This window comes from Candidatus Kuenenia stuttgartiensis, from assembly GCF_900232105.1.
GTDB lineage: Bacteria > Planctomycetota > Brocadiia > Brocadiales > Brocadiaceae > Kuenenia > Kuenenia stuttgartiensis_A.
On sequence record NZ_LT934425.1, the window covers coordinates 3815546 to 3831554 of the forward strand.

10 protein-coding genes are annotated in these 16009 nt (G+C 42.3%); 6 read left to right on the forward strand and 4 right to left on the reverse strand.

Annotation, left to right across the window (positions count from 1 at the left end; genetic code table 11):
- Nucleotides 1-116: 116 nt before the first annotated feature.
- The 4 genes from KSMBR1_RS22775 (at nt 117) to KSMBR1_RS17795 (ending at nt 10984) form a co-directional block, all read left to right on the forward strand.
- A complete protein-coding gene (locus tag KSMBR1_RS22775) occupies nt 117-3365 on the forward strand; it encodes an SBBP repeat-containing protein (protein WP_099326528.1) in 3249 nt (1082 codons plus the stop codon).
- Nucleotides 3366-3503: 138 nt separating this feature from the next.
- Nucleotides 3504-4976 carry an RCC1 domain-containing protein gene (locus KSMBR1_RS17785; protein ID WP_315850896.1) on the forward strand — a complete coding sequence of 491 codons (1473 nt, stop codon included), beginning with the start codon at nt 3504-3506 and terminating at the stop codon, nt 4974-4976.
- Between the two features lie 722 nt (nt 4977-5698).
- Nucleotides 5699-8638 (forward strand): peptidoglycan DD-metalloendopeptidase family protein, encoded by a 2940-nt coding sequence (locus KSMBR1_RS17790; protein ID WP_099326530.1) that lies wholly within the window; start codon nt 5699-5701, stop codon nt 8636-8638.
- Between the two features lie 30 nt (nt 8639-8668).
- The gene (locus KSMBR1_RS17795; RefSeq protein WP_099326531.1) at nt 8669-10984 is read left to right on the forward strand and encodes a PA14 domain-containing protein; all 2316 of its coding nucleotides are present in this window, start codon (nt 8669-8671) and stop codon (nt 10982-10984) included.
- A 95-nt stretch (nt 10985-11079) separates the two neighbouring features.
- Here KSMBR1_RS17795 and KSMBR1_RS17800 read toward each other — a convergent pair whose 3' ends face one another.
- Entirely contained in the window at nt 11080-11310 is a 231-nt protein-coding gene (locus KSMBR1_RS17800; RefSeq protein WP_157820712.1) for a hypothetical protein, read from the reverse strand.
- Nucleotides 11311-11641: 331 nt separating this feature from the next.
- Between KSMBR1_RS17800 and KSMBR1_RS21275 the strand changes: the two genes are divergently transcribed.
- The gene (locus KSMBR1_RS21275; protein ID WP_157820713.1) at nt 11642-11791 is read left to right on the forward strand and encodes a hypothetical protein; all 150 of its coding nucleotides are present in this window, start codon (nt 11642-11644) and stop codon (nt 11789-11791) included.
- A gap of 95 nt (nt 11792-11886) precedes the next feature.
- Entirely contained in the window at nt 11887-12462 is a 576-nt protein-coding gene (locus KSMBR1_RS17810) for a hypothetical protein (RefSeq protein ID WP_099326534.1), read from the forward strand.
- Nucleotides 12463-12885: 423 nt separating this feature from the next.
- On the opposite strand, the gene KSMBR1_RS17815 is transcribed toward KSMBR1_RS17810, so the two are convergent.
- The 3 genes from KSMBR1_RS17815 to KSMBR1_RS17825 all read right to left on the reverse strand — a co-directional run bounded on the left by KSMBR1_RS17815 (nt 12886) and on the right by KSMBR1_RS17825 (nt 15782).
- Nucleotides 12886-13980: a homospermidine biosynthesis protein gene (locus tag KSMBR1_RS17815; RefSeq protein WP_099326535.1), complete on the reverse strand. Its 1095-nt coding sequence runs from the start codon at nt 13978-13980 to the stop codon at nt 12886-12888.
- Nucleotides 13981-14185: 205 nt separating this feature from the next.
- Complete coding sequence (locus KSMBR1_RS17820) at nt 14186-15241, reverse strand: glycosyltransferase family 9 protein (protein WP_099326536.1); 1056 nt, start codon at nt 15239-15241, stop codon at nt 14186-14188.
- A gap of 151 nt (nt 15242-15392) precedes the next feature.
- Nucleotides 15393-15782: a hypothetical protein gene (locus KSMBR1_RS17825; RefSeq protein WP_099326537.1), complete on the reverse strand. Its 390-nt coding sequence runs from the start codon at nt 15780-15782 to the stop codon at nt 15393-15395.
- Nucleotides 15783-16009: the final 227 nt, after the last annotated feature.

Consider the following 16009-nt stretch of genomic DNA (forward strand, 5'->3'; position numbering starts at 1 on the left):
TTAACATAAAAATACCATGATGAATAAAATTTGTCAATAAAACAAGTTAGCGCTTATGGGTGCAGGGGGTGGACTGGATTTCTCCATCGATACAACTACCAATTCCGGAGGCTGCCATGATACAAAGAAATTGTGTTGTTTTTACAGTATCAGCAATTCTTTTTCTGATAGTATTTTCCATCCCATCGTTGATAGCAAGCCATGAAAACTCAAATAAACAATCATTCAAAAGCTCAATTCCGCAATCTACAATCCAAAACTTGTCCTCGACTTCGACCGGGGATCCGAAATTAGACTCGGCGGCATTTGCCCAGAAAACAAAGAAGCTTCAAATACCCTTTATAGCCAACAACGGACAGGTAGATGAACAGGTGAAATTCTATGCCAATACATTTGGCGGGACGGTGTTCGTGACAAAAGACGGCGAGATTGTGTATGCGTTGCCGAATAATAGTTCAGAGTCGGGAGTTCGATGTTCGAAGAATCAAGAGGCAAAATGCATGATTCAGGGTCCACGAAACATGTCAAATACCACAAATCGTTTATCGTGCATCTTGCATCATGAAGCAAACATCCCATATTGTACCAATTGTCTTTTAGCTGGCATTGCTAAGAATATCGGTCAAGACACCCAGGGAGTTGCCATTAAAGAGACGCTTGTAGGTGGCAGAGTTCATGAGATAACTGGAAATGAAAAGGCTGTAACAAAGGTGAGCTATTTTAAGGGAAATGACACATCTCAATGGAAAACCAATATTTCAGCATATGATGTAGTATCGCTTGGTGAAGTCTACGACGGTATAGAACTCAAATTAAAGGCGTATGGAAATAATGTCGAGAAGCTTTTTTGTGTAAAACCAGATGCAAACCCCGATCAAATACAGGTAAAGCTCAGTGGTGCAAAAGATTTGCGTGTAAATGACGAAGGGCAGCTTGAAGCAGAAACGGAATTGGGGATGGTTAAGTTTACAAAACCCATAGCATATCAGGAAATCGATGGGAATCGGGTGGCGGTAGATGTTGAATACGACATTCAGAATCCAGAAGTCGGGAGACGGAATCAAAAAATTCCAAATTGGAAATCAGCAAGCTACAATAAAACACGGACAAAAAAGTTTGTCCATTCCACCCATAAACACAATCCAAATTCTGAAATCCAAAATCCAAAATTGGAGTACGGCTTCAAAGTCGCCTCTTACGACAAAACATATGAACTAATCATCGACCCCCTACTAGCCTCCACATACCTAGGCGGGTCTGATAATGATTATGTTTATTCCCTTGCCCTCGATACGAGCGGGAATGTATATGTGACGGGGTATACCAAGTCATCAAACTTTCCTACGACGAGCGGGGCATATGATACCTCTTTTACTGGTGGTAATTATCAGGAACATGTCTTTGTCTCGAAGCTGGACGGTGGATTAACGAGCCTGCTGGCATCCACGTTCCTGGGCGGGTCTGATTATAATTGTGGTTATTCTCTAGCCCTCGACACAAGCGGGAATGTATATGTGACGGGGAAGACCGGGTCATCAGACTTTCCTACGACGAGCGGGGCATATGATACCTCTTTTACTGGTGGTAATTATCAGGAACATGTCTTTGTCTCGAAGCTGGACGGTGGATTAACGAGCCTGCTGGCATCCACGTTCCTGGGAGGGTCTGGTCAGGATTATGGTTATTCCCTCGCCCTCGACACGAGCGGGAATGTATATGTGACGGGGTATACTATGTCATCAGACTTTCCGACGACGAGTGGGGCATATGATACCTCTCAAACTGGTTCTTCTGATGTCTTTGTCTCGAAGCTGAACAGTGGATTAACGAGCCTGCTGGCATCCACGTACCTGGGCGGGTCTAGTGATGATTATGGTTATTCCCTCGCCCTCGATACGAGCGGGAATGTATATGTGACGGGGTATACTAAGTCATCAGACTTTCCGACGATGAGTGGGGCATATGATACATCTTTGAGTCAAACTGGTTCTCATGATGTCTTTGTCTCGAAGCTGAACAGTGGATTAACGAGCCTGCTGGCATCCACGTACCTGGGCGAGCCTGGTTATAATGAGGGTCGTTCTCTTGCCCTCGACACGAGCGGGAATGTATATGTGACGGGGTATACTATGTCACCACTCTTTCCGACTACGAGCGGGGCATATGACACCTCTTATAATTATGGTTATGATGTCTTTGTATCTAAGCTGGACGGTGGATTAACGAGCCTGCTGGCATCCACGTATCTGGGCGGGCTTAGTGATGATTATGGTTATTCCCTCGCCCTCGACACGAACGGGAATGTGTATGTGACGGGGCAAACTGAGTCATCACGCTTTCCGACTACGAGGGGTGCATATGATACTTCCGATAGTGATGATTCTGATGTCTTTGTCTCGAAGCTGAACAGTGGATTAACGAGCCTGCTGGCATCCACGTACCTGGGCGGGTCTAATGATGATGAGGGTTATTCTCTCGTCCTAGACACAAGCGGGAATGTATATGTAACGGGTTGGACTAGCGGAGGAGGCTTTCCGACTACGAGTGGGGCATATGATACCTCTTATTATTATGGTTATGATGTCTTTGTATCTAAGCTGGACGGCAATCTTTCTGCCACATCAGCAACACCAACACCAACACCAACACCAACACCAACACCAACACCAACTCCAACTACGTGTACTGACAGCTACGAGCCTAACAACAGTACGTCTGAAGCTTACGGACCTTTGCGTTCTGGATCGAGTTACAGTGGCAAGATTTGCTCGGATAGTGACGTGGATTGGTTTAAGGTGAATATAACAATCGAAGGTACAATATCACTGTCCTTAACGGTTCCGTCTTCCAATGATTATGAATTAGAGCTGTATGATGCTTCTTATGCGAAAATCGTCAGTTCTACTAATGGGAGTGGTGTGAGCGAGTCGATTGACTACGATGCCACTTCAACGGGAAATTACTATATCAAGATATACGGATTCAGTGGCTCATCGAATACTACAAATTCATATACACTCACCTATACGTATACGTCTAAGACAACACCAACCCCTACAACAACGCTTACTCCAGGTGGTCACACTGCTGCCTTATCTGTAAGTCCGTCAGAAGTATCTCTATATGATTCTGTTGTAGTAACAGTCGTGGATTGGGATTTAAATACAACCAGTAGCTATGCCGATACTGGAAATGTGAGAATTAAATCAAATTCAGATACAACAGGCTTCTATCTTGGGTTAATGGAAATGAATGTGAACTCTGGCAGTTTTAAGGGTACATTCGTGACGGGCGATACGACAGACTTGTCTGCATCTCCTCGAAAAATAGGTGTTGGAGTAAATGATACTATAACTGTGTCTTAGGCACTGTAAATAAATAAAGGTATCAAGTAGATCAATTTCATGCTCTGGAAACATGCAATCAAGGCTTCAAAGTGAGACGTTAATTTATTTACAGCGCCTTACTCAGATAATCTAGATGCTGATGGTAATAGCACAACAATAACAAATACGGTTTCAGTAACGGGTACAACTGGAACACCAACCCCTACAACAACGACAGAACCAAAGGTTGCGGCAGGGGATTCACACACCCTTGCCCTAAAGTATGACGGCACAGTCTGGACATGGGGACATAATGGGGATGGGCAATTAGGGGATGGAACATTTACCAACAGGACTACTCCTGTTCAGGTAAACGACCTCAGTGACGTCATTGCCATTGATGGTGGACAGCATCATCACAGCCTTGCAGTAAAATCGGATGGTACCGTATGGGCGTGGGGGCATAATGATGATGGTCATCTGGGAGATAGAACGTACACAAACAGAAGTTCCCCCGTGAAGGTAACTGATCTCAGTGGTGCTATCGCAGTTGCTGGTGGAGATTCACACAGTCTAGCCTTGAAATCAGATGGTACCGTATGGGCGTGGGGAGCGAACTGGTATGGACAATTAGGAGATGGTACAACCGCAGACAGCACTACACCTGTTCAGGTAAGTAACCTCAGCGATGTTATTGCCATTGCTGGGGGTGATAATCACAGCCTTGCTTTAAAGTACGATGGTACTGTCTGGGCATGGGGTGAAAATGCTTATGGTAAATTGGGAGACGAGACAGAAACGAATAGAACTGCACCCGTGCAGGTAGGCAGCCTCAGCAATGTTAATGCCATAGCAGTTGGCGACCAGCACAGTCTGGCACTAAAATCAGACGGCACGGTCTGGGCATGGGGAAATAACGAAGGCGGTCAATTGGGAGACGGAACAACTACAAATAGAAATACACCCATACAAGTGAATTTCTACGGCCAGTATATTACTACGATCGCGGCTGGATATAAGCATAACCTTGCTGTGGATTCAGAAGGTTATGCTTGGGCGTGGGGGTATGGTTGGGATGGTCAGTTGGGAGACGGGGCTAACGCAGATAGCTACATTCCTGTGCAAGTGATAGGACTTCGCTTTGTTACGGCCATTGTAGCTGGCGATTGGCATAGCATTGCCGTGAAGTCAGACGGCACGGTCTGGGCATGGGGGTATAATGGGGATGGTGAACTGGGAGACGGTACAACCTCAAGCAGAAGCACCCCGGCTCAGGTTGATATTAATTTAGGTCAGGCATCAGATTGTGGCGAGACTAATATAATGAGCTGGTCTGCCGCCAAATTGAAAATTAAAAGAAAGAAAAGTAAAGATATAACCATAACAGCCGCTCAAGGTGATGTGATAGAAGATGATAATACCATTTTTAAATGTCCCGTTGAAGGCCTGACGGTTACTGCAGTTGTTGATAGTAAAACTGAAGGAAAGAAGCTCATATCGGTTTCACCAACAAGCGCTGTAACTGATGAAAACGGTGATGTGACGTTCACGATAAAAGCCAAGAATAAAAAGGGAAATGCAAAGGTCTATTTTTCAATAGAAGAATGGGGTGAGTGGGTAACTACGGAATTATCAGTAAAGGTAAGGTAACTAATCCATGATATTTGTAATACATATCGGATATAATTTTGACGTAGGAAAATTTTCTGCTATCGAGTGCAGTGAAATGAGGGAAGGATAAGGGAAATTTATTCGCACAGGTTTCATGGTATTTTTTAACTTGTCAATTCATCTTAAAAAAGAAGGGGAAAAAGCCATGAAAAGAATTGCTTATAAAATGGTGGGTGAATTAGGGGACACTTCCCATATTTCTTGATTGATCTGGTGGAATAATAAGGGAAGTGTCCCTATATTTCTCGGAGAGGGCGAAATCTGTAATCGTATAAGTAGAAAGAGAAAAACGGTAGAACTATGCGGTGTCGTCGGAGTTAAGAGTGACGGTATGACTGTAAAAGGTATATAAATGAACTTGGGATGTCTAATTATTCAGGTTGATGACCGTAACGCAACAAGGAATTGTTACGGCTAATAGGGATAACTTCAGTATTGAGACACTTCCCGTATTTCAGAAGTTAATCTGGGAAGTGTCCCTCTATTCCCCCTCTATTCCCTATAGTTAAAGGGAATATTAAGTGAACTTCGGCGGGAATAAATTATTGGAGAATTAGGGACACAGCCCATATTTCTTACTTTATTTGGTGGGGAAATAAGGGATATTTCCTATATTTCTATATTTTAGAATAAATGTTTAAGGCTGATCTGCAGCAAACAAAGGGAAAATCCATAAACCACATACATAACAGGAGGCTATAATGCTAATAAAACATCCTTTAAAGAAAAGGCTTATTAAATCTGTTTTGTTATTAATGGGACTGGTAATAGCGCTAACCCTTTACCCATTGACCAAAAACAACTCAAACCTTGCTAATGATCAGGATATAGTCAGCAATTCAAATATCCTATACCTCTCAACTATCAATCCTGGTAAGGATTGGCAGACTACCATAAGCATTACAAACTCAGAATGTAAATGCAAACAGAGAAGGGTTAACGCAACGCTTACCGCATACGACAAAGATGGTTTATCCCTTGAGGTTATTAAAAACGTTATTAGGCTTAGAGCAAATAAAACAAAGACCTTTCATTCTCAAACATTACCCACCGATGCTGAATCCTTAAGGGTTGAGTCAAATGGCAGCATTATATGCAATGCAATTTTCAAAACACGTGATGGCACAAAATCAGAGGTAGTCCCTGCCATCAAAGAATCATCCAGACAGCTCGATTTCCCGGCGCTGCTCAGTTACGATGACCTCTATATATACAAGACCATTACCCTTTTAAACCCAAACACAAACCCCGCAAGTATTGATATTGTAGCCTTGGATAAGGACGGATATGAGATAGACCTTAATGATTTACCATCCCTTTCGTCAATGGAAAGCAAAACCTTCTCCCTCGTGGATATCTTTGACCCAAGAATATTAAAAGACCTGTCAACGGTGAGGGTCAATTCAGATAGTAATATTATTGGACTTCAGCTTGTGGACTATCCCGCGGTTGACCTTGTTGGGCTTCCGGCCCTGACCACCACCAGCAAGGGCTGGACGTTTCCAATAGCAACCAAAGGAGAAAACTTCGATTTGTGGACAAAAGTGGGTATTTTAAATCCTTGTAATAACATAGCCAATGTTATCATTGAGGCATTTGATACCAGCAGTAACTCACTGGGGATTATCCATAGTCAAACCATTTTGCCGGGTGTAACCTATGTTATCAATACCGCTAATATTGATACTATCGAGGGAGATGCCATACCTTCAAATACCGCTATTCTCAAGATCACTTCTACCCAGTCTGTAATTGGGTATGAAGTCATTGGTGTTCTAAATGGCAGCGGTCTTTCAGCAGTTATGGGGATTCCTGACGAAGACCAAACTTCGGTGGGATTTGAGCTAATCGGTTCAATGGACGGAGAGGTGCTTAATACCTATTCAATGATGCGGATGGGCGATGGGAGCGTGAAGTCAACGGTTGGGAGTTTGGGGAGTGAAGAATGGAGAAAAAATGTAAACATAATACCCGACACCTCAGAAATAATCTCTGCACCAACAGCAGTCAGTGAAATAAATGAAAATGAATGTGTTCCTCCAAAACAACTTAATTCAAAATACTGGCTGGGATTTCCACTTAAATACCCGCCTTCTAAAAACTGGACTCCATACACTGCCAATATAACCAGTGTTTTTGACCATGCTATGAAAACACTGGATGGAAAGAATCATGTGGTGGCATATACGGGGGAAGGAGGTTCTAAGAAAGCAGATGGTACATGTGATAAAAATGGTAATGGATGCGGTTATAAGAAAAGCGATGAAAGCCCATTTATTATAAACAATCATTATGTAGGCGTTAAATCGTCCGGCAGCGCAACGGTTTTACAGTACGATGATCATCGGGGATACGATTACCCTGTTAGAGAAGAGCGTGTCTATGCTGCGGCTGATGGATGTGTTCATAAGGCACAATGGGATAAGGAAAATGGTGTGGAAAATGGTGGTGGTTATTATATAAAGATAAAGCATAACACAAGCAATGGTGTCTACTATACTAGTTATCTCCATTTAAAAAAAGATTCTTTTCGGGTGGGTAAGGGTGACACTGTGACGGCAGGACAATGGATTGCCGTATCAGGTAATACAAGTACAAGTACAAGTGGCGAAACATTCCCCTATCACCTTCATTTCGAAGTGAGAAAAACTTATGATCTACAAGGGAATGTTGTTGACCCCTATGGCTGGCATCCATCGGTAAAAACTGATGATCCATACACAGGAAAAAAGAAAGAAACCCTTTGGGAGGCGGCAACTGAACTTCCACAAATTACCTCAATAAGTCCTTCAAGTGAAGGTGCTGGCACTTCAGTAACGATAACGGGCAAGAGATTTGGTGCTGGAGCAGGTACGGTAAAATTTGGTACGGTAAAAGCCGAGGTCACTTCATGGGGTGATACTGAAATAGTTGCGACTGTGCCTGATGGTAATGGAGAAGTATATGTAAGGGTGACAACTGCCGGAGAAGAAACAGCAGTAACAAGCACAGGAGATGATGATGAAGAGAAATATGTATTTACATACACATCATCACCAACTACTTGTATTGCGACAGTTTCTTCAGGTCAGTGGAAGGGAGAATACTACAACAACAAGGATTTAAGCGGCAGTCCAGTCATGACAAGGGACGATGGAAGCGGGAATCTCAATTTCGACTGGGGTAGTGGTAGTCCAAATAGCTCTAGCCCTTGTGTCATAGGCACTGATGATTTTTCCGTTCGCTGGACGAGGACGGTTTCTTTCGATGCAAACACCTATCGTTTCAAGGTAACGTGTGACGATGGTTTCAGACTTTACATAGATGGCATTTCGAAGCTTGAGAAATGGATCGATCAAGGCTCAACAGAGTACACGGTGGATGTATCACTTTCGTCAGGGAAACACACTATAAAACTGGAGTACTATGAGGCTGGCGGGGGCGCAGTTGCGAAACTATCATGGGAGGTGGCATCATCTACAATTTCCGTTACTTCTTTTAAAATCAACAACGATGCATCCAGCACAACGAGTCGGACGGTAACGCTGAATAATATGGCAACGGGTAGTCCTACACAATATATGGCAAGTGAATCATCCAGTTTTAGCGACGCCAGTTGGCAGACGTACTCAGTGAGTCCAAGCTTTAGGCGCTGTAAATAAATTAACGTCTCACTTTGAAGCCTTGATTGCATGTTTCCAGAGCATGAAATTGATCTACTTGATACCTTTATTTATTTACAGTGCCTTACCTTGAGTTCAGGTAATGGAAATAAGACCGTATACTTTAAGGTTAAAAACAGTGCTAATACTGAATCATCAGTGGTGAGTGACAGTATTACCCTGAGTGAGTCTACTTCCTGCACTGCGGCAGTTTCTTCAGGTCAGTGGAAGGGGGAATACTACAACAATAAGAATTTAAGCGGCAGTCCAGTCATGACAAGAGACGATGGAAGCAGGAATCTCAATTTCGATTGGGGCAGCGGAAGTCCAAGCAGTTCGTGTGGTATAAATAGTGACGATTTCTCAGTTCGCTGGACGAGGACGGTTTCTTTCGATGCCAACACCTATCGCTTCACGGTAACGTGTGATGATGGTTTCAGACTTTACATAGATGGCATTTCGAAGCTTGAGAAATGGATCGATCAAGGCTCAACAGAGTACACGGTGGATGTATCACTTTCGTCAGGAGATCACACTATAAAACTGGAGTACTATGAGGCTGGCGGGGGCGCAGTTGCCAAACTATCCTGGGAGAAAGTATCCAGCAATTCCTGCACAGCCACAGTCTCTTCAGACCGATGGAAGGGAGAATATTACAACAACAAGGATTTAAGCGGCAGTCCAGTCATGACAAGAGACGATGGAAGCGGGAATCTCAATTTCGACTGGGGTAGCGGAAGTCCAAGCAGTTCGTGTGGTATAAATAGTGACGATTTCTCAGTTCGCTGGACGAGGACGGTTTCTTTCGATGCCAACACCTATCGCTTCACGGTAACGTGTGATGATGGTTTCAGACTTTACATAGATGGCATTTCGAAGCTTGAGAAATGGATCGATCAAGGCTCAACAGAGTACACGGTGGATGTATCACTTTCGTCAGGGAATTACACCATAAAAATGGAGTACTATGAAGCTGATGGGGGCGCTGTCGCGAAACTATCATGGGAGGTGGCATCATCTGGTAGTGTGCCTGGCAGCATTACCGACCTTACAGCAACGCCTGAGTGTGATGGCACTGCGTCTCAGGTACGGCTGAACTGGTCTGCGGCAAGTAACGCAACCTCGTATGACGTCTACCGCAACGGCAGTTTGTATTACAGTGGGGTATCAGGGACACAATTCATAAATAGTTCCAATATTACAACTGGAATGTCTTATTCTTACTACGTTCAGGCCAAGAACTCTTATGGTTTTACTAACTCCAATACTGTTTCTGCAACGGCAATAACTTGTGTCAGCAATATGCCTGGCAGCATTACTGACCTTACGGCCACAGCTGAGTGTGATGGTACAACTTCTCAGATACGGCTGAACTGGTCTGCGGCAAGTAACGCAACCTCGTATGATGTCTACCGCAACGGCAGTTTGTATTACAGTGGGGTATCAGGGACACAATTCATAAATAGTTCCAATATTACAACTGGAATATCTTATTCTTACTACGTTCAGGCCAAGAACTCTTATGGTTCTACCAACTCCAATACTGTTTCTGCAACGGCAATAACTTGTGTCAGCAATATGCCTGGCAGCATTACTGACCTTACGGCCACAGCTGAGTGTGATGGCACAACTTCTCAGATACGGCTGAATTGGTCTGCTGCAAGCAATGCAACCTCGTATGATGTCTACCGCAACGGCAGTTTGTATTACAGTGGGGTATCAGTGACACAGTTCATCAATAGTTCCAATATTACAACGGGAACGTCTTATTCTTACCATGTCCAGGCCAAGAACTCTTATGGTTCTACTAACTCCAATACTGTTTCGGCAACGGCGAAAACTTGCGGCGGGTCTACCAGTCAATCAGAGCGCATTACTAACGGCAGCTTTTCTTCCGGTACAAGCGGATGGACGCTATCGAGTGATTTTTGGGCAGGCACAAATCTTTCTAACTATCGCACCTCACCGGGCTATGCAGCGGGAGGCGTAGACAGTAGTGGAACGCCAAAAAACAATGCGTATGGTTCCATGTACCAAGCAGTAACTATCCCATCCAATGCAACTTCGGCCACTATCAGTTTTTGGTATAACATAACAACATCAAATGAATCAGGATATGATGCGCTCTACACAGTTATCAAAAATTCTTCGGGGAGTCATTTAGCAACAGTTGCTACCTTCAGCAATGCCGATAAAGGAACATTAGGAAGTTACAGCAAAAAAAGCCTTGATGTAACCTCATACAAAGGGCAGACCGTCACAATATATTTTCTGGCAATGACTGATTCTGCTAATACTACGGTATTCAGAATTGACGATGTCAGCCTTATGTCTGATGGAAATTAAGAAATTTTCCTTTTTTTAAGCTGAATACAATTTGTACGTTTTGTAAAAACGAAACATTTGTGAATGAACAAAAGGGGTCAAATGAACAAAAGGGGTTACACCTTGATTAGTGATTTAATTTCTTCTAATCGTTTATTAATTTCATTTTCTTCAGATATCTTTGATTTCATAATAGTTACTCGCCAACTTATGGAAGAATAACCAAGACCAAACAAATTCCCGATTTCCTGGTTATTAAAAATATTCCTTCGCTCATTTTCTCGTGATAAGATGTGATAGTAAGCCACTTCAAATTCTATGCGCCATTGTCTTGTCATGTCAGACAAGATAGCAAAATTACCTTCTATTGCCAACAGCATAATCACTAATCAAGGTGTGACCCCTTTTGCGCCTCCCGAACAGTACGATTGGTATGCTCCTGGAGTTGGCTTCATCAGACAAATCATTAAAGAAACGCGAGAAATGATAATAAACAAGTCAGGGTATCTCCGTGGAGGCTCTGAAGAAATAACTGTGCAATTGGAATCATTCAAAAAATGATGCGAAGCCAAGAGACCGTCAGGATAGAGGAAGGAATTGGTATATTGGTTTTAATTTCTCAACCTTATATAAATTTTATCAAGGTAATTTTAGTATAAAGATATACAGGCGATCACCATGATTACAAAACAAGACTATATTTTATATTTGTTGATCTTGCTTGTCCTTTTTGAAGGTTGTGCAAAAAGATATCCTCTTGGCACGAAAGAAGAACAATGGCAAGCCTTGAGCCCACAACAGCAGGCGGAACATACTACAAAGCAATAGGGTGCATTCCCGATTTTTTGTGACTTCCGCCATGTTTTAATAAAACGTACAGTAGTGTTAACCCTGACAGGGTTTCAAACCCTGTCAGGGTTGTTTTGCCCCGACTCCATGAACGCTTACAAAAAATCGGGAATGCTCCCAAGCAATATCAGATAGACGAAGAAAGAAGAAAAAGGCAGGAAGAATACCGGCAGCAAAAAGAAAGAGAAGATGCAGAGGCGATAAGATTAGAAAAGGAACGCATTTTACAGCTTTATAGGAATGCGCGTTACGGCGATATTATTCAGGTGAACATATCTGGAGGCAGCATTGCCTTTATCGGAGAAAGAAAAGGTTACGAACCTTTGTCCTTCGATCTGGTGAGAGGCGAGAGGAAAAGGATTCCATTCTATCACCACGATAAACAAATAACCTATCAAACAGACATCTGGGTAGCGTATGACAACAACGCCTTTTATTTTGATGTTGGAGATGACCAGAAATATGAACAGAGTACAGATAAGATAGTTATTTTAGATAATGGACGCTGGGATGAAGGGAAGACATATCGCCCAAAAACACTCGATAAGAGCACCTATAGTCAGGCGCATGGCATAAAGGTTTTTATACGGTATAAACTATTGCCCGGTATGCAACGAAAAGGGGCGTATCATTATTACCCGCCTCAATGAAGTGAGTTAATTTCTAAATTATCTTATAACTGTTGTACGGTATTTGTGCTAAATTTGCGCTAAAATCAATCCAAAAGGATAGAATTAATTGAAATGAATAGAATTGATATAACTCCAACAATCCCTGAATTTTCAAGGTAAAACAGGAAACCAGCCCAATATCAAGGACTTAAGAATTTTCAATATTTCACATTTGTAACCTGAACCCATGAGTTTATACGGATAATGAGTCCATGTACTGCTGTTAAATTCCAATGCCCAAATCACAAAATCCCTGCTCGGAATTTATTTGTCATTTGTTCTGCCAATAGAAGGCTGGATTAAAAGTATGAAACGTTTGGTTCAGGGTTATGATAGTAAGGAAAAACAGCAATACTTCTATTGGTTGATAGAAAAGGGAATCATTGTTTCCTTAACAAGCGATTATTTCTTCATGTGTTTTTTCAATTCGTTTACGTATTGCGGCAACTGTCTGTACAAATGCTTTTTCTTGCGTGCTTTTGCCTTTGATAATGCATAAGAGGCAAGTATTGGCGTTGCAATTGTTGCGTCACAATAGACAACTACGTGGTTCTTTATCTCTTCTATCCGCATTTTGCCCCACGAAATAGCTTCACTAGGCGTTGCCCCGGAAAGCCCTCCCCATTGAGGCGCATCGGTGGTAATCTGAATAAAGTAGTCGTGCCCCCCCTTATTTATATCGAGTATTTGAGCAAGGGTCGGCTGGGTTTGCATATAGAAGTTTTTTGGCGAGCCGCCTCCAATGCTTACTACACCATTTAATGTGCTGTTAAATACTATAGCAGTGGATTGAATAACATCAATATCGGTATCGATTACAAGGTTGTTTCCTTGTAATTTCAGATACGACAAATTCATGCCGATGGATGAATCTCCGGGCGATGAAACGAAGACAGGTACATTATACTTTGCTGCCTGCGCGACAAAACTCAATTGCGGTGACGACGTTTCGGAGAGAACCGCCTTCCCTAGCAGATAATGAAAATCAGCAGTAGAAATAGGTTCAGTATTTGAAATCCCCTTTGTTACGTCCTGGATAAATTTGTCGGTCTTCAGGAGCAGTTCATCGGTGATAAAAATATCATAAATTCGTTCAATACCAGCATGATATAATTCGGTATCATCCACCCGGAAATCTCCCTGATGAATGGGCAAGTTTAAGGCAAAGTGGAGATCGTGGTAGAGATTGGCGCCGGTAGAGATAATAAAATCAACAAATCCTTTTTCCATAAGGCTTATGAGAGTTCCGCCCATGCCAGTGGGGGTCATTGCGCCGGAGAGCGTTACGCCGACGGTAACATCTTTGCTAAGCATATGGCAGTAAAGCTTGCAGGCCTCTGCGAGTCTTCCTCCATTAAATGCCCCCGAATGGCTAAATACGTCAACGAGATCACTAACGCTCATCCCCTTCTTCAAAAATTGCGGAAGTATTTGCGGTTTGCATAAATATTTTCTTTGTAATTGACACTGGTTCGTTCGTTTTGTTTTATCAGGCATCGTTGAAGACTCTTTATTTTTGTTAAGGTTTCTTATGAAAAATATTTACAATAAACTATCGTACCTAATCCGTAACAATATAGTTTTTTGAAAAAGTAGGGGCGTAAGCGCGATAAAATATATATCACAGTGCCAGTTGAGTCAATTGAATAATAAAAAATGTGGTAACTCTTTGGTTTTTTGAAAAAGGCTTCATCTTTTATGATTACAACAACGGGAGAGAGCACAGGATTTCTTTTTGTATATTTTCGGTAGTAATAGATTCCAGACAGATTTTCGGAAAACAGGTTTTTCTTACTTCATCAGAACAAGGGCTGCATGATGTTGGGCGGTAACATATGTTAACTGATTTTCCGCGAGGACCCCATACGGCAGGATCGGTAGGGCCAAATATTGACAGCGTAGAAATTCCCATTGCTGCGGCCAGGTGGGTAATGCCGGAATCATTGCCAATAAAGAGGTCGCACTGTTGTAATATTGCGGCGAGTTTTGGCAGTGGTTGATTATCGATTACGCAGATATTTTTTTTGGGTAAATTACCGGCATTTTTGGTGACCACGGTATCTGCCGGCCCCTTTATAATAAAAATTTGTGCGTTAAGACGCTCTATTAACCAATGAATTATTGAAGAGTAGTTTATGAAGGGCCATGATTTATGGATACTGCCGCTTCCGGGATGGATTGCTATTGTTTTTTGTCCGGCATTGGGGGCGTTATCTCGAAAAAAATCCTTTCCGGCTTTCAGGTCTTCCTCATTCAGGTAGATAATTGGCGAAGTGTTTGAATATGGTATTTCCAGTAATTTCAGGAAATTCAGAAAATGATTACTGATATGAACTGGTTCTGAATTATTGGGGAAAGGATTATAGCAAAGAACCTTTCGTGCCCCGGATTTTTTAAGATTTTCGGAGAAAATGGTATCCTTGTCAGAAACAAACGCAATGATTAAATCAAATTTAGAAAATCTTTTTGTTAACGTATCAGGGAGTAACGCGTTTTTTCTGAATAATGATGAAACATCTGACTGATCAAATCTGCTCAAGGCATTGGCATAGAAACGGCCATGAACGATTTCCAGATATGAGGGATAGCCCATAATTTCAATGTATGCGTTTGGAAAGTATTCTCGCAAAGCATGCAGGGCGGGTAAGGTAATAATAAGATCGCCGATAGCGCAAGGGCGTAGGATGAGTATGTGTTTTTCTGGCGGCAATTTCTTTGCAATTTTTGACAAAATATTAAACGATGAAATACGAAACACTCAATTTAATCCTCCCCCTTTTGGGGGTAAGGGGGAGGATTTTTGGGGTTTGTTTCGTGTTTCGTTCGTACTTCGAATTTCGTTTTTTTTATTTCGTGCTTGTTTGGTTCTGGCTATGCCAGCTTAAGAAACAAAGTGAAACAATTTTAATTTATTCAGAGTCACATCCCTTCTCTTCCCTCTTCTTCTTTATCATTTCAGAAACCTTTTCTACAAACTTGGGGTCTCCATCTTTTTCTGCTCGTTTTCTGGCTTCTTCTTTGATTTTTTTCACATCGAGGATGTCACCCATGCACTCTTCGGCAGAACTGCACCACTCAACACAGGTGGGCACCTTGTCTTTAAATATGGTAGTTCCGCATTTCGGGCAATCTGCCTTTTCCTCGTCACTCCACATTTCAACATCACAGCCGCAATTATCACATTTCCGGTCGATTGGTGTAGGGGTAGCGTTTCTTATACTACCGGGGCATTTAACTTTAGCCATTCCGTTTCTCCTTATATTAAGGGGTAATGCTTTTTCTTTATTAAGCACCTTCATTATGTATCTTTATCTAAAATAAAATCCTATGTGAATTTGCTTCGCAGGTCAAGAATTTTCTCAATCGCAAGCCGATAAAGATCAGAGATGAGGTGCATTCCCATATTCTAACAAAAGAATAACAGAAAATTTCATAGAGCGGTAAAGCCGCAATCAAAATGTTACGGATTTTGTAATTTGGGCATTGGAATTTTACCGCATTACTTGACCTCAAAATAATCTTGACA